This window comes from Gynuella sunshinyii YC6258 (genome assembly GCF_000940805.1).
GTDB classification, from domain to species: domain Bacteria; phylum Pseudomonadota; class Gammaproteobacteria; order Pseudomonadales; family Natronospirillaceae; genus Gynuella; species Gynuella sunshinyii.
In genome coordinates this window covers 1,211,173-1,234,997 of record NZ_CP007142.1, presented here as the reverse complement: position 1 = coordinate 1,234,997, position 23,825 = coordinate 1,211,173, and the positions used below count along the sequence as shown (strand labels likewise).

Sequence of the window (23,825 nt, the reverse complement as noted above, 5' to 3'; positions counted from 1 at the left end):
GTTCGGTTCGATAAAGTAGTGGTATTTTTGTCTGAGATCAAGTATTAATCGAACCAAGCGGTTCGAATTTTTTGAAATTCATCTACAATAACCGCCACTGAAATCAAGTAACCTAATTTTGTTATGAATAAAGCGGAAAAACATACCCGGAAGGCTGCCGGAGAAGACCCCATAAAGCGGATGCAGATTATGGATGGAGCCAGGCAGGTCTTTATGAGAATGGGCTATGATGCAGCCAGCATGAACGACATCACCCGGGAAGCCGGAGTGTCGAAAGGCACGATCTATGTCTATTTTCAGAATAAAGAGGATTTATTTTCTGCATTGGTGGAATTGGAGCGCGAAAAAATGCTGGCCGCCACCCGCCTTTCTCTGCAATACGATACGCCGATAGCCGAAACTCTTCAGCAATATGGTGTGGCCGTTGCGAAACTGTTGACAAAGAACGGCTATGTCCGACTCATGCGTATTCTGCTCGGTGTTATTGATCGCATTCCTGAACCTTCCGGGAATTTCTTGTCCTGCATGCCAATGACCAGTCGACTCGTTCTGAAAGAGTATCTGCAAACTCAAACCAGTGCCGGGTTACTGGATATCGACGACTGTGAGCTGGCATCCCAACAGTTTGTAGACCTTGCCTACGGTGGCTTAATCAAAAAACAATTGTTTTGCCAGGCAAGCTGTGAGCCTCAAATCGATGAAATTCAAAGAGTCGTCCACAGTGCAGTCAGACTGTTTATGGCCGGTTACGGCAAGGACAACTGACCAATTAACCCAATCAGGAATTATTCTGAAAATTGTTAGCCGCTTTGTTGTTGGCAATGACATAAAAACTTTCCAGAGTCTGGTCACTGGACTTCATAGCACGCAGTTTCTGTATCATCCGCGCACTTAGAGTCGATCCCCGGGTAATAAGTACAATTCCACGACTGCTGCGTACTTCACGTGACAGCACCATCCCTTCTTTCAAGTCAGCCAGAACCATGCGAATTTCATTTGCAGCAGCACGATGACTGACCCGCTGAATGGCCTCTTCCAGCAACAGCACCACATTGGGATCATAGTTAATACCGGATAATTTATGGATGCGATCAATCGCATCTTTCTCACTGACCAACCGTTTGACCATCAACCCTTCCGTCAGCATGAAAAAATCGGCTGCCACCGCCAGAATACGACTGCCAATCGGAATTTTTTCGCCCACAAGTTTGTCAGGATAACCTTTACCATTCCAGGTCTCACGATGATGCAGAATTATATTGGCCTGGTCTCCGAGATAATCGACAGAAATTAATGCAGCGTGCCCGTATATTGGATAGCGCGAGAACTCATAACGTTCTTTCTGATTGAGTTCTGTGTAGGGTTTATCGAGACAATGGTAGGGCAATATCAGTTTTCCCAATTCATGCAAATGACCAGCCTGCTCAATAATTTCAACTTCGCTTTCCGGCAAGTTCATTGACTCTGCAAGAATTTCAGACAATTCTGCGACTTTTTGAGAAAAACCCTCCTTCGTTCCAGGGTTCTGATTAATGATATTACTAAACAACTTAACAAAGTTTTTATAACTCTCTTTCAATTCCCGGTATGACTCATCGAGCATATCCGCCGTCTGCTGCAACTCTGAAGTTCGGGCCTTAACTTTCTCTTCCAGAGAATGATTCATCTGGAACAGCATTTCGTTCTGGTTTCGGGTAATTTCCAATAATCTAAGTTTCTCGATCTGCAGACGCTTCAATCGTAACGCATCGTATACGATATTTTTGAGGCCATCGTCATCCCATGGCTTGGAAACAAAACGACTGATCCCACCATTATTGAGAGCTTTGATAATCGACTGAAAATCTGACTGACCTGACAACAGAATTCTCATCGTATCAGGCTGCATTTCACGCGCCGCAGACAGAAATTCGGCACCGTCCATATTGGGCATTCTCATGTCCGACACAATGACATCTATCTTTTGCTGTTGCATGATTTCGAGCGCTTCTGCACCACTGCAAGCAAAAAACAGCGTGTAGGGCTCCCGACGAAACAACCGTCTGAGCGAACTCAGAATCTGGGGTTCATCATCGACAAACAAAACATTCAGTTCTGCATTTTCCGTGAGCAGCGGTTCATATTCGGAAGTATTGGTATCTACATTCATATAACTTGCTCAATAGATTGATAATCCCTGATTGAATCGATCAATATCTTCTCAAGATCCTCTGCTGGAATATTTAGTGCGTCCAGATTGTGTTGAATGGTCTCAGATACGAGATCGTGTCGGGTGATACAGTAACCCAGGCCGGTTGCCAGCGTATGAGCAACCACTATGGAATGTTTATAGCGGTTATTAGCCAACCTGGGTTTTCGTACATCAAAAATGTGTTGTTCAATATCCGTTGGCAACGCCCAGACTTTACAGGCCATGACTGCAACCTCGACATTGCTGAGACCATCAACAAGCTGCTCCCGCATACTGGCAGGATCTTCATGGTCCAGAATAGCCGCCAACTTGACCGGATAAACTTCATTTAACACCAGGTGCCCCAAGTCGTGCAGGAACGCGTTTAAATAAAACTGATCAGTATCCTCATTAATATGGGCTGCGATATAACGACAAATGCAGGCTACCATGAGCGAATGCCGCCAGATGCGGGTACGAATGTCCTCATTAGGCCCAACCGCCAGCCCTTTCATCAATGATGCGGTAATGATTATGTTTCTGAGGGTACTCAATCCCAATATCATGACAACTTCTTTGAGGTTTGAAACTTCACGATAAAATCCGTAAAACGATGAATTCGCTATTTTCAGTGCCAACACCGTGAGACTGACATCCTGTGCAATATGTTCTGCGACTTTTTCGACGGAAGGAGTCTTGCTGTCCAGCTCCTTCATGGCTCTCAAAGCAGCACTACTGAACGGCTTCATAGCATGAAGCTTCTCATGCAGTGTTACAGCAAGTTCAGTGCTATCCATAAGTTTCCTCTACGGCGTTGATTACTATATTTTTTAACTCCATCATCGCAGAGTTATTTTCATAACGCTGAAAACGCTGATCTATCTTCCTCTGCAATTCAACATGCATCTGCCGCGAATTTCCTTCATCCACTACATCCACAGTCAAAATATCGCGCTTGAGCAGTGCCTGGATAACCTTATCTGTCAGCTCGGCCCCTTTTTTAAGAATACGAACATTGTTGCTGATGATGTCATTCGCCAAAACCATACCAGCCATTGCATCCGCAATATTAATCTTCATTCAGATGTTTCTCATAACCGATGAAAATAAAACCGGAAGCCCCTGAAGTGCTTTCAAAACTACTGATCGCATATACCAGGGTTTTGGGTCCGGTAATGACAATCTCTCTGAAATCATCCGGCCCGGGATGATCAGATATCACACTGGTAATCTCTGTGGGCAATACCTGGGCAAATGGCATTCCGACCAACGCATGTCCTTGACCGAAAAAAGAACAGGCCTGTTTATTCGCCTCTACAACGATGCCGTCATCACCGAAGCAAACGATAGACATTGGCAAGGAATCGATAATATCCTGTGAGGTCTGTAGGGTTCTGATGTTCATTTTCAGAACTCTGGATTGTTGAGCGACACTGTTTTCCAGTTGTTCATTGATATGTTTAAGACGCTTGGAAAGCTCATCATTACGAGCTTCCATTTCATAAATCTCAAAGGCAGATTCAACCACTTCTATCAATTCACTGTCTTCCCAGGGTTTAGTTAAAAACTTATAGATACCTCCGTTGTTGATCGCATGGGTCAAATTGTCAACATCATTGTATCCGGTCAACATGATACGTACTGTCTTTGGATAGAGATCCTTGATCTGAGTAAACAGCTCGGTACCGTCCATATTTGGCATCCGGTGATCTGATAATATGACACCGACTTCTTTCTGATTCATAACATCCAGCGCTTCAAAACCATCGCCCGCAGTCAATACTTCATATTGCCCAGACCGAAAAATACGCTGAATGCTTTTCCTAATATTGGTTTCGTCATCAACCACCAGAATTGTTCGAGTCATATATCACTCTTTATTTTTTTGGACTATCTTGAGTATAGAGTTTTTCTCCAATACCGTTTTTGCGATGACAATTTGTTACAAATTTTTTCACAATAATCAGTTAATTGCAGAATTCCGCATTGATCCCGCCAGAAAAGGAAGCCTGCCGGTTTCAACAACTAATGACTGGATCCGTCTTGAGACCCATAAGTGTCCTCATTGCCCGCTCAATGAGGAATACTGTCCGATTGCTGTGGATCTGGCGGTGGTTGTGGAATGTTTTAAAGACAAGATCTCTTATGACCTGGTTGATCTTGAAGTGACAACAGAGCATCGTACTATTTCTCATCGCTGCAGTTTTCAAAGGGCTCTGAGCTCACTCATCGGTCTGATCATGGCATCCGGCGAATGCCCTTATACCCGCTTTCTTCGCCCCGTCGCCAAACACCACTTACCTCTGGCCACTAACATTGAGCAACTGATCCGGGTTTTGGGTAACCACTACATCAGTCACTACATTCAGCAGGACTATATTTCGGTCAACAACCTTGAAAAGTTGCATCAAAACTATAAAAACCTGCATATTGTCAATGTTTATATTGCCCGTCGATTACAGCTCGCATGCGAAGAAGATGCCAGCATAAATGCGCTGGTTCATCTCGACCTGATCGCTAAAAATGTTGGTGCCAACATCGAAGATAAGTTTGAAGATATCAAGGAGCTGTTTGAATTATGAGAAGAATCAGCCACCAGTTGACCGGTTTCATGATCATGCTATCCATTGCCGTGATACTGGTTTCCAGCGTGGTGACGATACTCATTGCTGAAAAACACGCGGAAAAAAATTTTCTGATACTGTGCGACAGCCTGGTCAATCATATACAAAACTTTGATTTCGGCGCCCTGCCATCAACCATGCATACCCCCTACCTGGAAATACTGGATTTTTATTTTGATTTAAGCAATTCCCTGGCGTACATCGCTTTCATTGATCAAAACAATCACGTCATGGGATATCGCTCAAACGCAATGAGTAAAGCCGTCATATATTCTTCCGATACCTCTTTACCACCACATCCGGATGCTTTTTATCAGGTAGAGGTCGATAGCAGGACTTTTCCGAATATTAAAATATATGTCGGCTTCCACAATCATGCACTGATCAGAGAAGTTCACTCTGTGGTCGTTACAGCATTAATTAGTACAGTATTGATTATCGTTCTGGAAATACTGACATTGACGTGGTGGCTTCGAAGTAAGATATCAACGCCGATCAACCAGATTACTGCCGGCTTTGAAGCCGCAGATTCTGATATTCGCCTGATCGCCCAGCTTTTAAGCAACACCGACGTGGACTACAACCGTCTCAGACATATCCATTTCAAACGACCAATTCAGCTGCTCAAGCAAAAAACCGACATGAAAAATGAGCTTGGTCGCATCGCCAGTGTGCAGATTGTATTCCTGCGCACGGTGGATCTGGCACTGAAACGTCTGATGATTATTCAGCAACGGATCACCCGCTTAAATGAAGATCTGGAATCGGAAATTATCAGTCGCACGACCGCGCTGCAGAAAAGTAATCTCGCGTTAAAAGAATCCATTGAATCGATGAAAGAAGCCCAGTCAAAAATGGTGCAGCAGGAAAAAATGGCATCCATTGGCCAAATGGCGGCAGGCGTCGCTCACGAGATCAACAATCCAATCGGTTATGTTACCAGCAACATACACACGATGATGGAGTACATGACGGAACTGAAAAATTATCTCAGCAACATTGAAATGGAAATCAATGAAGCCATCGATTTGGAAACCCTGCGCGAAAACATCAACCAGCTGAAAGCCAAAGCAGACATTGAATATCTACTCAGCGATTCGTCAGACCTTTTGGGCGACTGCGCTGAAGGAGGACAACGAGTCAGGGAAATCGTCAATAATCTGAAGAATTATGCCCGCGCCGACCAAAATGCCGACGACAAAGAGCTGTTAATTATTAATGATGTCATACACAGCACCTTGAGACTGGTCCATAACGAAATCAAATATAACTGTGACGTCAAGCTGGAACTCAATGCCAAGGGAATGATCTCAGGCCACTTCGGACAACTGAGCCAGGTAATGACTAACCTGCTGGTAAATGCGGCACATGCAATTAAAGATAAAGGGAAACACGGTCTTATCCGCATTCAGTCATGGGATCAGGATAATGCGGTATTAGTGGCGGTGGAAGATAATGGCAAAGGGATTCCCAGCGAAAATATTTCCAAAGTATTCGAGCCGTTTTTCACCACAAAAGAAGCAGGCAAAGGAACCGGTTTGGGGCTGAATATTTCCTATGACATAGTCGTCAACAAACACTTTGGCGATATCATCTGCGAAAGTGAAGTTGGGCAATGGACCCGCTTTACCGTTATCTTCCCGAAAGCAGAAGAAAACGAAAATGAGGACGCAGACGAAGATGTTCACGCGGCCTAGCAGGCCATGATTTTTGTTACTGGGATAAATAAAATGGAGCAAAGCAGCCTGTTGGGTTACAACAGGCTGCTGCATCAGGTTAATGCTGGCGGTTAAAGCACTTCAATATTGATTGTCTGCGTTTCCATACCTTCACAGGATACGGTCAACTCCAACGTTCCCGGCTCTAATCTGGTTTCAACATAGGTCGCAATAGCACCACCTGACAAGGCCACTTTAGAGGGACCGAGAATCCGTCCAGGACCTTTGAGGCTCAATTCCACAACGGGATTCCAGAATGCCATCGGATTACCGGTCTGATCCAGACCTTTGATCACGATACGAGTGGCATCTTTGACACCTGCGGACAATTGCAGATGGTCTGCCTGCACCGATAGTGTGTGAGGTACCGGGTCACAGGAATAACGGCGCTCAATGACCTTCTCGCCATCCACATAACCGGTCATCACAACCTCAGACCATTCCAGTCCCCATGATCCCAGTTCGGTGGGCGTCACACTGCGTTCATCAACGATCACCGGTGCATGCGGCAGGTGCTCAAACGTCTCACGATCGGGATAAATACGGCGGACATCACAGTTACCATACTGAAATTCAATATAGTCACAGTTGGTCAGCACCAGCAAGGGCATGACACCACCAATGGAACGCTCGCCACGGCTCCAGAATGTAGCAGCTTGTAACACAGGTTTAACCTTTGGATCCATCTGGCTGGCATAGGCATAAGCGGCGAATTTTTCAATACGGAACATATCCGTAATTCCGTGATAACAAATGCGATCTCCGGAGCCAAAATCCTTGTGGGTGTTGTAGTCGAAGAAACACCAGCCGATACAACCACTGATTCCGGAATCCCCATACATACGATTCATGATGCGCAAATGCCGCATGGTGTGTTCGTGCTGTCTTTCTTCCTGGTCAAAACGCTTGGTCGGAAACATGTGACCGTTAAACTCCGTCACAATGTAGGGAACCTTATGATCCAGGCCGGTTACTTCCTGCTGATCCCGCAGAATCTTATCCTTACCCTCATGAATGAAATCATTCATGGTATATACGTCTTCCAACAGATTGCTTTCGGTAATAAAGCGCACTCCACCGGTCTGACGGGTTGTGTCCAGTTCGTGGGCAATGGCATTGGTGCGGGTATACAGTACATCATCGTCCTGACTTTCATTGACCCGAACGCCCCACATGATAATGGACGGATGGTTCCAGTCGCGACGGATCATGTCGGAAACATCCTGACATACCAGATCTTTCCACTCACCTTCTCCCAGATGTTGCCAACCGGGAATTTCTTCAAATACCAGAAGTCCAATACGGTCACAATGATCCAGAAAATACTTTGACTGAGGGTAATGAGAAGTACGCACCAGATCAAAACCAAGATCGTATTTAATTATTTCGGCATCTTTTTCCTGAGCCCGCTGTCCCATGGCATAACCCACATAAGGCCACGACTGATGCCGATTAATACCTCGGATTTTCAGTGGTTTGTTGTTCAGCAGGAAGCCTTCCGGTGTAAACTCAGCCGTTCTGAAACCGAAGTTCTGCTGCCAGCAGTCATTACCGGCTTCACTGCTCAGTTCGCATTCGATCTGATAAAGAGCCGGGTTGCCCGGCTCCCACAATTGCAGATTCTCCAACTCGTTCAGACTCACTCTGACCGGAGAGGCATCCAGCATATAGCATTTACCCGAGTTACTCGCCAGAACTTCCCCGGAAAGGGTCTTCAGGTTCACTTTGACTTCAATGGCACCATTATAGTTATCAGGATTACGGAAAAAACAATCGACTGTAACGGATTTTTTCGCTGCCAGAGTATCCTGGGTTTCAATTTTCAGATTGGCGATGGAGATTTCATCAGTCACCAGAAGGCGCACATCACGATAAATACCACCATAGGTCAGATAATCTATCTGTCCGCCAAACGGTGGAATATCTGCACGTTCGCTGGCATCTACCATGACAGTCAACAAGTTGTTCTGGCCATTTTTCAGAGCTTTACCAAGATGCACTTCGAAGGGTGTATAACCACCTTTATGTTCTTGCAGCAGCTCTCCATTCAGATAGACCTGACAATACGCCATCACGCCTTCAAACAATAAATACGCCTGGCGCTTGCCGGTCACTGACTGCAATAACTCAGGTGTCAGCTGTAACTGATAGGTGTACTGTCGCTGATAACATTTTTCATCAAAATAGTTGAACGGCAATTCTTCTACCGTATGTGGCAACAAAACTTTCTGATAATCTGCAAAATTTTCGGCAGTGGTATCAGACAGCTCAAAACCCGCTTTAAAGCACCAATCTTTATTCAATAAAATTTCTGTTCTCATAATGTACCTACTGCTTAATTGAACCAAGCATGCCTTGCACAAACTGCCGTTGCATGGCAAAAAACACAACCAATGTGGGAATGGTGGCCAGCACTGTACCAACCATTACAGCTCCATAATCAGGGGTATACGCTGAAGAAAGTGATGAAATAACCAGCGTTATGGTTTTCATTTCATCTGACTGCAAGACAATCAATGGCCAGAGGAAATTATTCCAGTTGGCCATAAACACAATTATGAACGCCGCCGCATAAGTTGAACGCATAATTGGCACATAGATAAAGAAAAAGATCTGCCATTCATTCATGCCATCCACCCGGGCAGCTTCGCGAAGCTCTGCTGGAAAAGCCTTGGAACTCTGACGAAAATAAAAAATGATATATACCCAGGCAACCGTAGGCAGTACCACGGCAATATGAGTATCCAGCAGACCGCTTTTGGCAAACAGGGTAAACAAGGGAATCATCAATGCAGCAAACGGAATCATCATGGTCAGCAGAATAATCTGATAAACCCGCTCACGGACTCTCGACTTAAACATCTCAAAACCATAACCGGCGAGAGAGGCTATCAACAGTGTCAAAAATGTCCCCATGACAGCTACTTTGGTGGTATTCCACAGTACCCGAACCAGATCCACCTGTTCATTAAAGCTATTAAAGTTATTAATCAGATTACTGCCAAACGACATGGACCCGGAAAAAATATCCGAGTTGGTATTGGTGATACTGACGATCATCCAAAAAAACGGAAAAATGGACAAAAATGCAATGATCACCAGAAAGATATAAGTCGGTATCAGATCGCGCTGGGTTCTTGAAATCATTTCTCTCTCCCGACCACCTTAAACTGAAGGACAGACAACAACGCCACAATCAAAACAATCACATAAGACACGGTGGCGGCATAACCGAAATTAGGCACAAATTTAAAAGACAGGTTATAGATATACATCGATAGCGTAATGGTTGCGTTGGCAGGTCCACCGACGGTGATATTCATAACCTCATCGAACAACTGCAGAGTGCCAATGGTTGAGGTAATAGTGGTAAACAGGATAACCGGTTTGAGCATCGGTATCGTGATTTTGAAAAACTTATGACGGGCGGATGCGCCTTCAAGATCAGCAGCTTCATAAATAGAACGATCGATATTCTGTAATGCTGCCAGATAAAAAATCATGTTGTAACCGGTCCAGCGCCAGGTAATGGCAATAATAATGGTGACTTTGGCCCAGAAGGGATCAGTCAGCCAGGGAATAGGATCGGAAATGACGTGTATGGCTAATAAAAAGGAATTGATCAGACCGTTGTAGCTGAACATGCTTTTGAACAATACCGAATAGGCTACCAGCGATGTCACACAAGGCAGGAAAATAGCCGTCCGCAAGATGCCCCGAAATTTCAGGTTGGGATTATTCAACGCATTTGCAAGAACCAGGGCCAGCATAATCATAATTGGCACCTGAACGATCAGGAAAATAAATGTATTTTTTAACGCGGTCAGAAACAGCGGATCATTGGCCAGTCGAACAATGTTACTGAAACCGCCAAAATGTGTGACCACACCCATTCCCACCTGAGTGGACAGCCACAGGGATTTGATTACAGGATAAATGCTGAAAAGCGCAATTAGAACAAGCGAAACAGATACAAATGCCCAGCCATTGACGTTCATAAAACGATTCATAGGCGTGGTTTGCTGCCGTGCCATAGACACCATACCTCTAATACAACTGGAGGGTTCGTCGATGACGAACCATGATTAGGTAGATTAAGGGTTGGAGACTGCGATAAATCCAGGCAACGCTAGCTGACCCAAAATTCCTGTAACAGAAACTTTGGGACCAGCTTCGACAATACCGTTTATCTCAGAACCAACACCCCGAAGATTGCAGGTTCCATTCGTTATTGAACCAGAGAGGCCGCCTGCCGCTGGGCATTTTTCAAAGCCTGTTCAACACTGCCGCCCTGTAACAAACCGGGAACCTGAGCAACCAGTGCATCCCCTACTTCATAGGTATACAGACCGAAATTAAGAGCGGGAACATTTTTCAGCCATTCACTGAAAGAAAGGAATTCAGCCTGACCACCGAAGAAAGGATCTTTGGTTGAATAAGCCGGACCGGTTTGTGAAGGCAGGTAAGTACCAACAGCACCATGTTGTACCAGAATATCCTGATAGAAATCAGTATCACCGGCATAAACAGTTTTCAGGAAATCAATCGCTTCTTTTTTGGCCTTGGAACTGTTCATGACATACCAGCTTGAACCACCGAGGTTGGAAGCATGAGTGGCACCGGCGATGTTCAGTTTGGGAATAGGAGCCACGCCCCATTTACCACTTTGATCAGCAACTGATTTTACCGAACCGATAATCCACACACCGGTTGTCACGGTAGCGACTTCGCCCTGATTGAAGGTGGATACCCAGTCGGCCCAACTGTTACTTGGACGAACGATACCACTGGCAAACAGCTTCTGAACGGTACTCATAGACTCGGCCAGAACCGGATTGCTGTCCAGGGCAGGATGACCTTTGTCATCAAAGAACCAGGAATTTGCAGAATGCATCATGATACGCAGGATACCGGAATCATTGGGATCAAGGCTCATCATATAGGTACCGGTTTTCTCTTTAACCGCTTTACCAATTTCAATAAAACGATCCCAGGTAAGATCTTTCAGGTCGTCCTCGGAATAGCCGGCTTTTTCCAGGATGTCACGACGATAGAACAGTCCTGTCACACCGGTATCAAACGGTATGCCATAGACTTTTTTGTTGACGGTCATCAACGACACTTTATAAGGGGCGAAATTTTTATAATCGATCTCTTTGGTCAGATCGGCAAATGATCCGGGGAACGATTGCAGATATTTCTGCGCATTGTAATCCTCAATCAAAACGATATCCGGCAATGCTTTGGTGACTCCTGAGGCCAGGTTGGTGAGCAGCTTCTGCTCTACATCAGCTTTAGCGAAATCGACAATTTTAAATTTCACATCAGGATGATCAGCTTTATAACGCTCTGCTGCTTCTTTCATGATGGCAATATTAAAATTGGGATCCCATGCCCATACTGTGATTTCTTTACCGGCTGCCCAGGCAATGGCTGGCATAAAACATAGAACAAGTTTAGCAATCAATTTAGTTGGAATACGCATGGCGGCTTCTCTTTTATTTGTTGTTAAGTCCCACCGTCCGATCACTCGGACCAAAGGGCCTGATAACAGGCCCTTGTAAGTATCGACCAAATTAGCTGGTCACTCAATAAAAATTTACCAGATATCAGTAAATATTTACTACAAAATTTTGCCCTTCAACACTATGTCCGTCATCAGCCCGGTCAGACAGGCTTATTAGGGCAACTTTGACGCCATACCAGATGGGTTGGCAACACGACTTTCTTAGGAATGGTGCGGCCGTTCAACCGCTCAATAACCAGATCAACCGCTGTTTCCCCCATCATCTCCGTGTAAACCTTGGCGGTGGTGAGTGTGGGGTGCATATGCTGTGCTGTGGGGATGTCATTGATACCAATGACAGCAATATCTGCGGGAATACTGATACCGGCTTCGTGAAACGCTCTCATAGCGCCAATGGCAAGGCTGTCGTTCCCGGTTAACACTGCCTGCGGCAGTTTCTCCAGATCCAGTAATTTTTTGGCCTGGGAATAACCTTCCAACGGCGTGAAGCCTTCTGTAAAAATGTGTTCTGGTCGATATATATCGTGCTCAGACATGAATTCGATAAACGCCTTGCGCCGCTTTTCACCTAAAGGGGTATCAAACTCTGCAATGATCTCATAACCGCCGATATAGGCGATGTTGCGGTACCCCAGCCCCCAGAGCTGTTCGAGTATCATCCGAACCGTCCGATCAGGATCAATCACCACGCTGTCAAAAGTTTCCTCAATCGGCGACGAATCTACAAATACCAGATTCTGGCACATGCTCAACATCCACTTGGAGTCTGGGGTTGAATATCGGCCAATCGCGATCAGACCATCCATTTGCTTAAGCACATCCTCATCGGCGGGCAAGTCACGATATATCTTATTCAGGCGGATGCCCAACTGCTGACAACGATTCTCAATTCCCAGACGCACTCCAATGTAATAGGGGTCTTCCAGCTCCTGAGCAGGTGATAAAAAGTGTATCAGCGCCATATTCAACTGGGGCTGATGACGACTCTGGCGGGCACGCTGGCGCGGCGGGGTGTATTCCAGACTTTCTGCGATTTCGAAAATTTTCTTTTTTTTCGCCTGCGAAATCGACAAGGTACTATCGTAATTCAGTACTCTGGAAACCGTTGCCGGAGAAACCTTCGCTGCCAGGGCGATATCTTTGATAGTGGCCATAAAATATACAGCAAAACCATTGCTTTGGAGGGGGCAAATTATTTAACCAGACCTGGTAAATTTTTACTATGTCAAAACATAAATTTACCCCGAACTATTCTATGACGACGCACTAGACGGTCTCAGGTTTGGGGTGCCTCTGTAATGGTCGATTTGGACAACTCTGGCGCCAGATCAATTGCGTCGGCAAGACCACTTTCTTGGCAATCGTCCGTCCATGTAACCGCTCCATCAGCAGATCAACAGCACTCTCCCCCATCATTTCCATATGGACCCTGACAGTCGTAAGAGAGGGATGCAGATATTGTGCGGTGGGAATGTCATTAATACCCAACACGGCAATACCTTCTGGAATGCTCAGCCCGGCTTCATGAAATGCGCGTATGGCACCGATCGCAAGGCTGTCATTTCCGGCGATCACCAACTCGGGCATCGGATCAAGCTGCAACAATCTACCTGCCTGATCATAACCATCCTGAAGGGTAAAACCCTGAATACATATATTTTCCGGTCTATCCACGCCTTTGGCAGACATAAATTCCAAAAAGGCTTTACAGCGCGCCTCACTGTGACGCTGATCGACCTGATTGGGAAGCGCATAACCACCGATGTAGGCAATATTGCGGTACCCAAGCGCCCACACCTGATTCAGTATCGCCTGCATCAGGTGCTCCAGGTCGATCACCACACTGTCAGCCCAATCATCGGCCGGAGACGAGTCAACGAATACCAGATTTGGACACAGCTCAGATATCTGCTGCGCATCCGCACTCGAGTAGCAGCCCGTAGCAATCAGGCCATCCAGAGTATCAAGAGCCTCAGGCCCACGCGCAGGATCCAGGTATATTCGCTGTAAAGGAATACCCAGCTGCTGCAGTCGCTCCTCCACCCCCAGTCTTAAACCAGTGTAATAAGGGTCCGAATCATGCATCTCCTCGGTCGGGGAAAGATAATGCAGCAGTGCAATATGCAATTTAGCGTTCGGTCTGCGACTGCGCTGCCTCGGCGGGATGTAATCCAGTTTACCGGCAGCCTCCATGACTCTTTTTTTGGTCGTCTCAGAAATTGACAAAGACGCGTCATTGTTCAAGACCCTGGATACAGTCGTCGGTGAAACTCCGGCTGCCTGGGCAATGTCTTTTATAGTAGCCATAAAATATGCAGCAACAGTCAATATGAAATAGCAGAAATTATTTAAGCAGACCTGGTAAATTTTTACTATTCTTTTGATCTCACTTAACTTGTCCGATTTATACAATAAATCGTTGATTTTGCCTTAATTGACACCAATAACATGGGTTCGCACTCTATCGAAAAGGTCCTGGTACATGTTCAAAAAGACAGTTTCTCTGGCTGAACGTTTTTTCGCCTTGGAATCAGCCGGAGGCTTACTTCTGGTCGGTTCTGCAATCCTGGCAATGCTGCTCGCCAATTCTCCAATCACGGCATACTACGACCTGCTGATCGATACACCGGTCGTATTGCAGATAGGTGCATTGGAAGTCGCCAAGCCTTTACTGTTGTGGGTTAATGACGGCCTGATGGCTATTTTCTTCTTACATGTGGGCCTTGAATTAAAACGGGAATTACTGGACGGACAACTGTCTGGCCCCGGTCAAATCGTTCTGCCACTGGCTGGAGCTATTGGCGGCATGGCCGTACCGGCTTTGTTTTACACTGCGTTCAATTTTAACGATCCGGTTGCCATGCAGGGCTGGGCGATACCGGCCGCAACGGATATCGCCTTTTCTCTGGGTATTTTATCCCTGCTTGGCACCAGGGTTCCCACCAGTCTGAAACTGTTCCTGACCTCTCTGGCCATTTTTGACGATGTCGGCGCGATTATCATTATTGCAATCTTCTACAGTGCACATATCTCCATGACCTCGCTACTGATTGTCGCCGTCTGCATTGCGCTCCTGTGGCTGCTCAACAGTAACGATGTTATGGCGAAAACCCCGTATCTGATCGTTGGCATGATCATGTGGGTTGCCACCCTTAAATCAGGTGTTCATGCAACCCTGGCCGGAGTTGTACTGGCGCTGTTTATTCCACTGAAAAACCCCGATCCATCACAGCCATCACCTTTGAAAGAGCTTGAACACGAACTGCATAGTTTTGTGTCATTTTTTATTTTACCGTTCTTTGCATTCTGTAATTCCGGTATCCAACTCACCGGACTCACTATGCAACAGGTCGTACAGGGTATTCCCGCAGGTATCGCCAGCGGCCTGTTTTTGGGAAAACAAATCGGAGTCATGGGCTTCTGCTGGTTGGCCATTAAACTGAAACTGGCAAAACTGCCTGATCAGGTTCACTGGGGTTCGTTCTGGGGCGTTGCCATTTTGTGTGGAATCGGCTTTACCATGAGTCTGTTTATATCGTCTCTGGCGTTCGAAGATGGCGGCAGTATTCAGGTGATTGATCGACTTGGAATCGTCATTGGTTCTTTGTTGTCCGGTGTTACTGGCTACCTGGTACTGAAATACAGCTTGAAGGATAAACCCAGTTCTTAACCCGGTTATCCAATGGATCGACCTGGTCTCATTGATAACGGCCCTGAAAAATCTGGCTATGTTGCGCGAAACATTCTGATTTTTTGGGGCTCGCATGTGCAGTGGTCATTAGTGTGATCCACACCTCCACACACCACTGCTTCACTGAATTGATCTAACGGGTTAGTTCAGCAGCTTCTGCCACATAAGCGCCGTGCCGGCTTCGGGATCAAGTTCATAGCCGGCAAAACCAAACCGGCGATACGCCTTCCGGGCAATGTCATTCCCTTCCAGAACTTCCAGCGTTATCTTACAGCAGTTTCGTTGGCGTGCGATCTGTTCCACCACTGCCAGCAATTGCTGGGAAATTCCCTGTCCACGATAATCTGCATGTACCACCACATCGTGAATATTAACCAGCGGACGGCATTTAAAAGTGGAAAAACCCATAAAACAATTAGCCAGCCCAACAGCCTGCTGTTGTTGATAACAAAGTAGCGAAAACGCGCCAGGCACCGCCCGCAACTGTTCGATCAAATGAGTGCGAACGTACGGACTCAACGGCTCACCACCCCCCATCGGATCATGGGCATAATGATCCAGCAGATAGATTAAGTCATGACCATGCTGTGGATTTTGATAATCGGCAGAAATGATACTCAAAGACATAACAATACGATATAAGAATGAGGGTCTGACCGGTCTCTGCTATAAAGACCGGTACCGACAATTTGCAAGCAACCGATATCACATTTGTGATTGAATATAATTTTCGAGACCAGTCAGTTTGATCAATCGCAACTGCTGTTCCAGCCAATAGGTATGATCTTCCTCAGTATCCTGTAGCTGTTGCAACAACATATCGCGAGTAACGTAGTCTTCAGCCTGTTCACACAGTGCGATAACATGCTTCAGAGATTTAACCACACTGTATTCCAGCGCCAGATCACTCTGCAGACAACTGATGACATCAGTACCCACATTCAATGGTGAGCGTTTACTCAAATCCGGCTTGCCTTCCAGAAACAGAATGCGTTTGATCAGTGCGTCTGCATGTCCACGCTCTTCTTCCATTTCGTGATTGAGACGCTCATGAATTTTAGAGATACCCCAATCCTCATACATGCGGGAATGAATAAAATACTGATCGATTGCAGTCAACTCACCTTCCAACAATACATTGAGTTCATTGATGATATTGCTGTCACCTTTCATCCTGCCTCTCCCATTTCTGTTAAAGCCGGTTAGTATAGCCTTTTTTATTGAAAAGGCTAAAACACCCCATAAAACCAGCAAATAACAATCGTTCTCATTTGTTTAATGAGTATCGTAAACCGTTGTTATTTAATAATTTTCTGCCAGTACCCAACATCGATCCAGCGGTCAAACTTAAAACCGACCTGTTGAATTTCTGCAACTTTTCTTAGGCCAAATTTTTCATGTAGCGCCACACTCGCAGCATTCGGCAACGCAATTCCACCTATAACCGTATGCATGGAAGTCTGCTCCAAACGGTTTAGTAATTCTGCGAATAATTGAGTTCCCAAACCTCCACCGGTTACCTGATGATCCAGATAAACACTTACCTCAGTCGAATAACGATATGCTGCCCGTTCCCGAAAGACGCCGGCATATGCATATCCAACTACCCGCTGATCCTGTTCAATAACAATCCATGGCAATTTAAGATCTTCTAATTTAGCAATACGCTGACATATCTCCCCGGAGGTCAGACAAATCTCCTCAAAGGTGATAATCGTGTTAAGTATGTAGTGGTTATAAATCTCAGCGATACGCTCAGCATCTTCACGCGTAACATTACGAATCATGTCAGAAATCCTTTGCAAGCTATTGGATGGATTACAATTTACCGACGCCTGTCTCAACAATTTTGAGCAGAGTGATCTATCCTGAATACCAGTGCTCTGCTGACTTACCGACAACCATTGAAATTAATGGCATCCTGGTTAACCGTAACTAACCAGTCGGATAACTAAATAGCCGTTTTACCAGACACTTTCAGCAGGCTGGAATAGATGATTATCAGTATCTATTCTTCAGGATATAAGAACAACCGGAACACATAATGATCAATCTCGCCATTTTTGGTACAGGTCGCATTGGCACCGTTCACGCACTGAATGCAGCGGCGAACCCGGAAGCGAATGTTAAATATCTGGTTGATCCGGTGCGCTCCAATCATATGACCGAACTGGCAAAAAAAACAGCCGCCATTGAAGCAGATGTTGATACCGTATTTGCAGATGCAGATGTACACGGCATTGTGATCTCCAGCTCTACGGACTCTCATGCAGATTTACTGGTTCAGGCCGCCCGTGCCGGTAAAGCTGTGTTTTGTGAAAAGCCGATCAGCCTCGATTTTGCAACCACCATCAGCACCGTTGAATCGTTGGAACAATCGGGCATACGCTGCATGATGGGATTTCAACGACGTTACGACCCGGACTTTCGTACCCTGAAAGAGCGCCTCAGTAATGGCACCGCCGGCCATATAGAACACATTTTAATGATCTCCCGAGACCCATTTCCGCCACCTATCAGTTATATCAAACGTTCAGGTGGTATGTTTCTCGATCAGAGCATTCATGATCTGGATATGGCCCGCTACCTTCTGGGTGAGGAAATCAAAACAGTTTATGCAGTAGGCAATTGTCTGGAGGATGCGGCTATTGGCGATGCCGGAGATATCGATACCGCCATGATTACTTTGACATCAATCTCCGGCCGTTTCGTTCAAATCAGTAACAGCCGTCGCTCTGCATTTGGTCTGGAACAGCGGGTCGAAGTAGTCTGCAGCAAAGAGGTGTTATCCATCGGCAACCGCCTCCATAGCCTGCTGACGATTGCCGACCATCAAGGCCTGACCAGTTCATCACCGGAAAATTATTTCATTGATCGCTTTGCGTGGTCCTATAAGGCTGAAATGCAGGCTTTTGTTGAACTGATTGAAACCGGCACCCCAGCACTGACCAACATAAGAGATGGACTGGAAGCCCAGCGCCTGGCGGTAGCCGCGCTGGAATCCATGCATACTGGCAAAATTGTGGAACTCGAGCGTTAACTCAAAAATCTTTGTTTGGACGACTCTCCATCGATAAAGAACATATGGCAGCATACTGACGAATCACAGAATCATAACCCGATTCCAGAGCTTCCACCGTCAAAGCATGACCAATGGAAACTTCTGCAATATCAGGTATTGTCAAAAACATGGCCAGGTTCTGCAAATCAAGATCATGTCCTGCATTGACTTCCAAACCCGCTTCTCTGGCGGCCAGAACGCTTAAGCGAAACTGCTCATACACCTGATCTTCCTGAGGCGTCATGAATGCTTGAGCCCAGCTCTCAGTATACAACTCCACCCGATCAGCACCGATTGCTCTGGCTTTGGCCATATTCTCAGGGACTGGGTCCATGAACAACGATACCCGCACATCAAACCGTTTAAGCTTTTCGATAACCGGCTTCAATGTTTCGGTATCCATATCCAGGTCATAACCGTGATCAGAGGTAATTTGCCCAGGCTGATCAGGCACCAGAGTGCACTGATCAGGTCCGACATCAAGGACCATATCCATGAACTCATCTATCGGGTTGCCTTCAATATTCAGTTCTGCTTCCTGAAACTCTTCCAGTAATGCCCGCAAGTCATAGGCATCCTGGTAGCGGGCATGGCGCTGATCAGGACGAGGATGGATCGTCAGACCACGAGCTCCATTCTGTAAGGCCCGGCGGCCAAATTTAAGAATACTTGGATAATCTCTTCCACGAGAATTCCGCAATAACGCGATTTTGTTTAGATTGACGCTGAGCGCTGTGGGCATGGCTACGTCCTGAAAGTAAAACGACGTTGGGAGAATCGGACGAAGGGTATTGTAATGCAAAGGAAATGTCGACACCGCTAAAACCGTTTTCAGCAGTATGGTACCGTTTTACAGGCATTCCTATGGTGGAATACCTGCAAACCGTAATTAGCCAGGCAGTTTACCGGTAATTAACAGCATCGCGTTCATCCATGACATCGGCAAACATACTGACAGCTTCTACAGCATCCTTGGCTCCATCCCGGATCTGTATGATGACTGCCCCTGCCTGGGTAGCCAGGTCAACACCATGCTGAGCCTGATTCTGGCAGCTGTTCATGCTTTTGATGGCAGTATCCGTTCCACTCTGCATTTTCTCAATCATGGTAGAGATTTCCTGGGTTGACTGGCTGGTCCTGCCTGCCAGTTGTCTTACCTCATCAGCCACCACGGCAAATCCCCGCCCCTGATCTCCAGCCCGGGCAGCTTCTATGGCCGCATTCAGTGCCAGCAGATTGGTTTGATCCGCAATTCCGCGAATCGTATTGACAATGGCAGTAATCTCGCCGGATTGACGCCCCAACTCTGCAACCACATCGGCAGATTGACTGATGGACTCAGCAATATTTTTCATTTCCTGGGCCGCACTTTGTATCACCTCGGTACCGTGTTCAGCCACCCTCTCGGTTTCAGACGCAATATGGTAAGCCCTGGATGCATTCTGTGCCTCCAGCTCTGATTGAGCGACATTTTCAGTGATGTCTGTTGCCAGCTTAACCACCTTCACAACCTTTCCATGTTCATCAAATACAGGATTATAACTCGCCTCCAGCCAGACAACACGATCATGCTTGCCTAATCGTTTGAAACGACTGCGTACGTATTCTCCGCGACTTAAGCGCGACCAGAAATGTCGATATTCGTCCGAGGCTACATATTCATTGTCACAGAACATCCGGTGGTGCTTGCCGGCAATCTCTTCCAACCGGTATCCCATGGTTTCAAGGAAATTCTTATTGGCTGTTAATACTTCACCTGTTGGCGAAAACTCGATAATAGCGTTGGATCGATCAAATGCTTCTAACTTAGCCTTGAGCCTGATATCAGCCATATCGGCCAAAGCCGTCACATCAGTGTTGATCTCAAACAGTTTCACCACTCTGTTGTCAGGGCCTTTAGATGGAATAATAACACTGGAAACCCATAGTTTCCGATCACCTTTGACTTGTAGTTGACGATGAGATGACTTCGTATTTCCCTGACATACCTGACGCCAGTAGGACCGGTATTCGTCTTCTGATGAAAAGCCAGCACGATAGAGCTGCTGATGCGTCATACCAGACAACTCTGCCAATGAATATCCAGATAGTGCCTGAAACATCGCATTAGCAGTAATAACTTTTCCGTTAACATCAAATTCAATGACAGGACTGGATTGTTCTACTAAATCCTTGAATCTCTGCAGATCATCAAGCAGTTGTTTGGTATCGGAAGAGTTCTGGAAAATTTTTAACATTGTCGAATCTCATAGAAACAGATAAAGCATATTAGAAACCCTGAAAAACAGTAACAGTTATCCATGACACGATGGCCCGGCATTACCAAAACGCAATAGCCAAAATGACTTTCCAGACAAACAAAGTGGAATAACAGAACTAGTGTTAATACCGCTAAAACCGGAGTTCAAGCAGTTTTTTCAGGAATTCCCATACCTGAAAGGCTAGTTAAGAACAGAAATAAAGCAAACGGAATAATTATTTAGCGTGTTAAATGTGCCAATAAATGGGATATCAGAAATGCTACAACTTATTGATTTTAAAAGCCTACAAAGACACTTAATTTTTTTGATGCATCCATGCATCAATTTGTAAATTCAGCAGATTTATTTTACAGCACGGTGCAATAATAATCCTGATAACGACTAAGGCTGGGTGGCTTTCAAATCCTGCAGGCGGTTTTCCAATGCAGCCATACCTGCCGGCACATCAACTTTCACGCCAAGATCTTTAAACGTTGATCCAAAGGCATGCAGGGTTCGAAACAGGTTATGAACCCTGCATTGCTCACCCATTTGTCCAATTCGGACAATATGGGGGCCAAACGAACTGGCAATTTCCACCCGGTAGTTATGGGAGATGTGTCGACAAACCTCAGCTGGCTGCAATGTTTCCGGCAATGCAATGCCCAGCACTGAATTCAACCGGGCCGGAGGCTGTACATACAATTTAAGGCCCAGAGCTTCGATTCCAGCCTGCAGAGCCAGCGAACAATGCTGATGACGGGTATATCGATGCTCTAGAGTTTCTTCACACACCAGCCGCATGGCTTCATGCAATGCCAACAACCCTGATACCGGAGCCGTATAATGATATGACGCCTGATGCCAGAACTTAGTGGCCAGGCTGGCATCCAGAGTCCAGTGTCGCATAGGCTCAGTACGAGCGTTTATTCGCTTCCAGGCCGCATCGGAAAACGCCACCAGAGACACACCGGGAATGGACGACAATCCTTTCTGACCGCCGGTAATAACGGCATCTACGCCCCACTCATCCATTTTCAAAGGCATGGTACTGAGAGTACAGACAGCATCGACAATCACCAGACAACGATGCTCTCTGGCAACTGCAGCAATTTCATCTAAAGCGTGGTTGTGCGTGGTATTGGAAGTCTCACCCTGGACAATCGTCAACACCTCAGGTCTAAACCGATCCAATATCTCAGCCACCTGTTTCGGGTCTGCGCTGATGCCGTCAGTAATCTTCAGCTGTTCGACTTCTGCACCAGCACGCATGGCCATTTCCGCCAGGCGATTGCTGAAAAAACCATTACAGATACTCAAGACCCGGGTCCCTGGCCAGACCAGATTGGCCACCGCCATCTCCATCGCTGCCGATCCAGGACCGGCAACACCGACGATCCACTCTGACTGGGTTTGGAAAATGTAACGAGCCATTCGTTTGACCTGATCAATCACCCTGGCCATGGCTTCCCCAAGATGGTTAATCACAATACCATTCGCTGCCGCCACAGCCTCAGGAATCGGTACAGGTCCGGCCCCCATCATTAATAAAGGTTCGTCCGGCAATATCTGATAAAGCTGATCAATCTTAGGCACATCGATAGGCATAACGGTTCAAACTCATCTGGCAGTCAAAGAACCTTTTAATGCTATCACGGGCCCCAAAACAGCGCATGAAATATCTTTTGGGCCTCGACTCAGGAGATACTCTCCCAAGACCGACATCATGACGACAATTCAACATTTTTATGGCAGCATATCGATTCACAGCATTTTCTTGCTTATTCCAATATGCGAAACTTTTCATTGGCTGCGAATCGGTACATAAAAGAAAAACCTTTGCCTGACTCATCAGGTATATTTTGCCGTCCGGCCATGTAAACATCTCTCCTACGCTTTATATTGACAGATAAAGGATCGATAATGATAAAAACAGCCTTCTGCCTGATGGTGTTCTTTGTTATATCAACTGTAACCACGGCAGAAACCGTAGTAACAGTTAGAGCACCAGAGTCTCCTACTGATAAACGCTATGACTATGACAATGCCGTGATCAAGCTGGCACTGGACAAGACCGTTTCAAAATACGGTCCTTACCGGATTGTCTTGTCTCCCGTCCTTACTTATGCCCAGGCACTTGAGGTGTTGGCCAACAACACCTTGAATAATTTTGTCATGAAAAACAGCTACAGCCAGGATGTTGCCAGTCAGTCCGGGTTTGTAGAGTTCCCGGTGGACCTGGGAATAGTGGGATATCGAGTATGTTTTACCTCTGTCGCTAACAAACCCAGACTCGCTGAAGTTAGGACGATCGATGACCTGAAAGCATTTACCAATGGTCAGGGTACGGGCTGGGCAGATGTGGAGATACTTCGCCAGAACGGGTTTAATGTTCGCGAAGTGGCTCACTACGAAAGCTTATTTCTGCTGACTGCACACGGCTCTATCGATCTGTTTTGTCGGGGTACCAATGAGTTGTTACCCGAATATGAGGAGTTCAAAAAATTTCCTGATCTGACCTACGACGAAACTTTCTCACTGGCATACCCATTACCCCGTTTTCTGTTTACTTCAAAACAGAATCAGGAGCTGATCAAACGCCTGGATGAAGGTATTAAGATGGCTTATGCGGATGGCAGCCTGCAACAACTGTGGCTTGCAAATTATCAAGACAGTATCAATTTTGTGCGCCTTGATAAGCGAAAAATTTTCTATATTGACAACCCTCTTTTAAAAGGGCTGTCAGATAGTTACAAACAGTACATGTACAAACCGTAACAGGTACTCAGATCAG

General features: G+C 46.1%; 22 protein-coding genes. 6 read left to right on the top strand and 16 right to left on the bottom strand.

Features of this window, described 5'->3' with window-relative positions; translation table 11 throughout:
* The first annotated feature begins 123 nt into the window (after positions 1-123).
* The gene (locus YC6258_RS05490) at positions 124-765 is read left to right on the top strand and encodes a TetR/AcrR family transcriptional regulator (RefSeq protein ID WP_044616141.1); all 642 of its coding nucleotides are present in this window, start codon (positions 124-126) and stop codon (positions 763-765) included.
* Between the two features lie 13 nt (positions 766-778).
* Here the strand turns inward: YC6258_RS05490 and nosR are convergent, their stop codons facing one another.
* Genes nosR through YC6258_RS05470 form a run of 4 tightly spaced genes read right to left on the bottom strand, consistent with a single transcriptional unit; the run spans position 779 to position 4,037 of the window.
* Complete coding sequence (nosR, locus tag YC6258_RS05485) at positions 779-2,149, bottom strand: response regulator c-di-GMP phosphodiesterase, NosR family (RefSeq protein WP_044616140.1); 1,371 nt, start codon at positions 2,147-2,149, stop codon at positions 779-781.
* Positions 2,146-2,967 carry an HDOD domain-containing protein gene (locus YC6258_RS05480; protein ID WP_044616139.1) on the bottom strand — a complete coding sequence of 274 codons (822 nt, stop codon included), beginning with the start codon at positions 2,965-2,967 and terminating at the stop codon, positions 2,146-2,148. The genes nosR and YC6258_RS05480 overlap by 4 nt, the downstream gene beginning before the upstream one ends.
* The gene (locus YC6258_RS05475; protein WP_044616138.1) at positions 2,960-3,250 is read right to left on the bottom strand and encodes a hypothetical protein; all 291 of its coding nucleotides are present in this window, start codon (positions 3,248-3,250) and stop codon (positions 2,960-2,962) included. The genes YC6258_RS05480 and YC6258_RS05475 overlap by 8 nt, the downstream gene beginning before the upstream one ends.
* Positions 3,240-4,037, bottom strand: coding sequence for an ATP-binding response regulator (locus YC6258_RS05470; RefSeq protein WP_052830084.1), 798 nt, complete (start codon positions 4,035-4,037; stop codon positions 3,240-3,242). Before YC6258_RS05470 ends, YC6258_RS05475 begins: the two co-directional genes overlap by 11 nt.
* Before the next feature lie 28 nt (positions 4,038-4,065).
* Here YC6258_RS05470 and YC6258_RS05465 point away from each other — a divergent pair, with 28 nt between their 5' ends.
* On the top strand, positions 4,066-4,752 hold the full coding sequence (locus YC6258_RS05465) for a DUF6901 family protein (protein WP_144407568.1): 687 nt from the start codon (positions 4,066-4,068) through the stop codon (positions 4,750-4,752).
* Entirely contained in the window at positions 4,749-6,491 is a 1,743-nt protein-coding gene (locus YC6258_RS27050; RefSeq protein ID WP_052830082.1) for a sensor histidine kinase, read from the top strand. Before YC6258_RS05465 ends, YC6258_RS27050 begins: the two co-directional genes overlap by 4 nt.
* 92 nt (positions 6,492-6,583) lie before the next feature.
* On the opposite strand, the gene YC6258_RS05455 is transcribed toward YC6258_RS27050, so the two are convergent.
* The 6 genes from YC6258_RS05455 to YC6258_RS05430 form a co-directional block, all read right to left on the bottom strand.
* Complete coding sequence (locus tag YC6258_RS05455) at positions 6,584-8,833, bottom strand: glycoside hydrolase family 2 protein (protein WP_044616137.1); 2,250 nt, start codon at positions 8,831-8,833, stop codon at positions 6,584-6,586.
* Between the two features lie 7 nt (positions 8,834-8,840).
* Positions 8,841-9,659: a carbohydrate ABC transporter permease gene (locus YC6258_RS05450; protein ID WP_044616136.1), complete on the bottom strand. Its 819-nt coding sequence runs from the start codon at positions 9,657-9,659 to the stop codon at positions 8,841-8,843.
* Entirely contained in the window at positions 9,656-10,546 is an 891-nt protein-coding gene (locus tag YC6258_RS05445) for a carbohydrate ABC transporter permease (protein WP_044616135.1), read from the bottom strand. Before YC6258_RS05445 ends, YC6258_RS05450 begins: the two co-directional genes overlap by 4 nt.
* Positions 10,547-10,740: 194 nt before the next feature.
* A complete protein-coding gene (locus YC6258_RS05440; protein WP_044616134.1) occupies positions 10,741-11,997 on the bottom strand; it encodes an ABC transporter substrate-binding protein in 1,257 nt (418 codons plus the stop codon).
* Between the two features lie 182 nt (positions 11,998-12,179).
* Complete coding sequence (locus YC6258_RS05435; RefSeq protein ID WP_044616133.1) at positions 12,180-13,193, bottom strand: LacI family DNA-binding transcriptional regulator; 1,014 nt, start codon at positions 13,191-13,193, stop codon at positions 12,180-12,182.
* A gap of 112 nt (positions 13,194-13,305) precedes the next feature.
* Positions 13,306-14,346, bottom strand: a complete 1,041-nt coding sequence (locus YC6258_RS05430) for a LacI family DNA-binding transcriptional regulator (RefSeq protein ID WP_044616132.1) — start codon at positions 14,344-14,346, stop codon at positions 13,306-13,308.
* A 175-nt stretch (positions 14,347-14,521) separates the two neighbouring features.
* On the opposite strand from YC6258_RS05430, the gene nhaA reads away from it, so the two are divergent.
* The gene (gene nhaA / locus YC6258_RS05425) at positions 14,522-15,709 is read left to right on the top strand and encodes a Na+/H+ antiporter NhaA (RefSeq protein ID WP_044616131.1); all 1,188 of its coding nucleotides are present in this window, start codon (positions 14,522-14,524) and stop codon (positions 15,707-15,709) included.
* A gap of 162 nt (positions 15,710-15,871) precedes the next feature.
* Here the strand turns inward: nhaA and YC6258_RS05420 are convergent, their stop codons facing one another.
* The 3 genes from YC6258_RS05420 to YC6258_RS05410 all read right to left on the bottom strand — a co-directional run bounded on the left by YC6258_RS05420 (position 15,872) and on the right by YC6258_RS05410 (position 17,517).
* Entirely contained in the window at positions 15,872-16,357 is a 486-nt protein-coding gene (locus YC6258_RS05420; RefSeq protein ID WP_044616130.1) for a GNAT family N-acetyltransferase, read from the bottom strand.
* Positions 16,358-16,435: 78 nt separating this feature from the next.
* Positions 16,436-16,903 carry a bacterioferritin gene (gene bfr, locus YC6258_RS05415; protein WP_044616129.1) on the bottom strand — a complete coding sequence of 156 codons (468 nt, stop codon included), beginning with the start codon at positions 16,901-16,903 and terminating at the stop codon, positions 16,436-16,438.
* Positions 16,904-17,028: 125 nt separating this feature from the next.
* Entirely contained in the window at positions 17,029-17,517 is a 489-nt protein-coding gene (locus YC6258_RS05410) for a GNAT family N-acetyltransferase (RefSeq protein WP_044616128.1), read from the bottom strand.
* A 257-nt stretch (positions 17,518-17,774) separates the two neighbouring features.
* Between YC6258_RS05410 and iolG the strand changes: the two genes are divergently transcribed.
* Positions 17,775-18,770 (top strand): inositol 2-dehydrogenase, encoded by a 996-nt coding sequence (gene iolG / locus YC6258_RS05405; protein ID WP_044616127.1) that lies wholly within the window; start codon positions 17,775-17,777, stop codon positions 18,768-18,770.
* Position 18,771: 1 nt separating this feature from the next.
* On the opposite strand, the gene YC6258_RS05400 is transcribed toward iolG, so the two are convergent.
* The 3 genes from YC6258_RS05400 to YC6258_RS05390 all read right to left on the bottom strand — a co-directional run bounded on the left by YC6258_RS05400 (position 18,772) and on the right by YC6258_RS05390 (position 22,639).
* Positions 18,772-19,533 carry a pyridoxine 5'-phosphate synthase gene (locus YC6258_RS05400; protein ID WP_044616126.1) on the bottom strand — a complete coding sequence of 254 codons (762 nt, stop codon included), beginning with the start codon at positions 19,531-19,533 and terminating at the stop codon, positions 18,772-18,774.
* 160 nt (positions 19,534-19,693) lie between these two features.
* Positions 19,694-21,028 (bottom strand): methyl-accepting chemotaxis protein, encoded by a 1,335-nt coding sequence (locus YC6258_RS31145; protein WP_052830080.1) that lies wholly within the window; start codon positions 21,026-21,028, stop codon positions 19,694-19,696.
* A gap of 405 nt (positions 21,029-21,433) precedes the next feature.
* Positions 21,434-22,639: a pyridoxal-phosphate-dependent aminotransferase family protein gene (locus tag YC6258_RS05390; RefSeq protein ID WP_044616125.1), complete on the bottom strand. Its 1,206-nt coding sequence runs from the start codon at positions 22,637-22,639 to the stop codon at positions 21,434-21,436.
* Positions 22,640-22,954: 315 nt separating this feature from the next.
* Here YC6258_RS05390 and YC6258_RS05385 point away from each other — a divergent pair, with 315 nt between their 5' ends.
* Positions 22,955-23,809, top strand: coding sequence for a type 2 periplasmic-binding domain-containing protein (locus tag YC6258_RS05385; protein WP_044616124.1), 855 nt, complete (start codon positions 22,955-22,957; stop codon positions 23,807-23,809).
* Positions 23,810-23,825: the final 16 nt, after the last annotated feature.

What these genes read in the sequence shown, in the direction of transcription:
- YC6258_RS05420 (WP_044616130.1), bottom strand. Translation starts at nt 16,357, where the DNA reads ATGTCTTTGAGTATCATTTCTGCCGATTATCAAAATCCACAGCATGGT.
- YC6258_RS05455 (WP_044616137.1), bottom strand. Translation starts at nt 8,833, where the DNA reads ATGAGAACAGAAATTTTATTGAATAAAGATTGGTGCTTTAAAGCGGGT.
- YC6258_RS05435 (WP_044616133.1), bottom strand. Translation starts at nt 13,193, where the DNA reads ATGGCCACTATCAAAGATATCGCCCTGGCAGCGAAGGTTTCTCCGGCA.
- YC6258_RS05385 (WP_044616124.1), top strand. Translation starts at nt 22,955, where the DNA reads ATGATAAAAACAGCCTTCTGCCTGATGGTGTTCTTTGTTATATCAACT.
- YC6258_RS05445 (WP_044616135.1), bottom strand. Translation starts at nt 10,546, where the DNA reads ATGGCACGGCAGCAAACCACGCCTATGAATCGTTTTATGAACGTCAAT.
- YC6258_RS31145 (WP_052830080.1), bottom strand. Translation starts at nt 21,028, where the DNA reads ATGTTAAAAATTTTCCAGAACTCTTCCGATACCAAACAACTGCTTGAT.
- YC6258_RS05390 (WP_044616125.1), bottom strand. Translation starts at nt 22,639, where the DNA reads ATGCCTATCGATGTGCCTAAGATTGATCAGCTTTATCAGATATTGCCG.
- iolG (WP_044616127.1), top strand. Translation starts at nt 17,775, where the DNA reads ATGATCAATCTCGCCATTTTTGGTACAGGTCGCATTGGCACCGTTCAC.
- YC6258_RS27050 (WP_052830082.1), top strand. Translation starts at nt 4,749, where the DNA reads ATGAGAAGAATCAGCCACCAGTTGACCGGTTTCATGATCATGCTATCC.
- YC6258_RS05410 (WP_044616128.1), bottom strand. Translation starts at nt 17,517, where the DNA reads ATGATTCGTAATGTTACGCGTGAAGATGCTGAGCGTATCGCTGAGATT.
- bfr (WP_044616129.1), bottom strand. Translation starts at nt 16,903, where the DNA reads ATGAAAGGTGACAGCAATATCATCAATGAACTCAATGTATTGTTGGAA.
- YC6258_RS05490 (WP_044616141.1), top strand. Translation starts at nt 124, where the DNA reads ATGAATAAAGCGGAAAAACATACCCGGAAGGCTGCCGGAGAAGACCCC.
- YC6258_RS05440 (WP_044616134.1), bottom strand. Translation starts at nt 11,997, where the DNA reads ATGCGTATTCCAACTAAATTGATTGCTAAACTTGTTCTATGTTTTATG.
- nhaA (WP_044616131.1), top strand. Translation starts at nt 14,522, where the DNA reads ATGTTCAAAAAGACAGTTTCTCTGGCTGAACGTTTTTTCGCCTTGGAA.
- nosR (WP_044616140.1), bottom strand. Translation starts at nt 2,149, where the DNA reads ATGAATGTAGATACCAATACTTCCGAATATGAACCGCTGCTCACGGAA.
- YC6258_RS05400 (WP_044616126.1), bottom strand. Translation starts at nt 19,533, where the DNA reads ATGCCCACAGCGCTCAGCGTCAATCTAAACAAAATCGCGTTATTGCGG.
- YC6258_RS05450 (WP_044616136.1), bottom strand. Translation starts at nt 9,659, where the DNA reads ATGATTTCAAGAACCCAGCGCGATCTGATACCGACTTATATCTTTCTG.
- YC6258_RS05470 (WP_052830084.1), bottom strand. Translation starts at nt 4,037, where the DNA reads ATGACTCGAACAATTCTGGTGGTTGATGACGAAACCAATATTAGGAAA.
- YC6258_RS05475 (WP_044616138.1), bottom strand. Translation starts at nt 3,250, where the DNA reads ATGAAGATTAATATTGCGGATGCAATGGCTGGTATGGTTTTGGCGAAT.
- YC6258_RS05430 (WP_044616132.1), bottom strand. Translation starts at nt 14,346, where the DNA reads ATGGCTACTATAAAAGACATTGCCCAGGCAGCCGGAGTTTCACCGACG.
- YC6258_RS05480 (WP_044616139.1), bottom strand. Translation starts at nt 2,967, where the DNA reads ATGGATAGCACTGAACTTGCTGTAACACTGCATGAGAAGCTTCATGCT.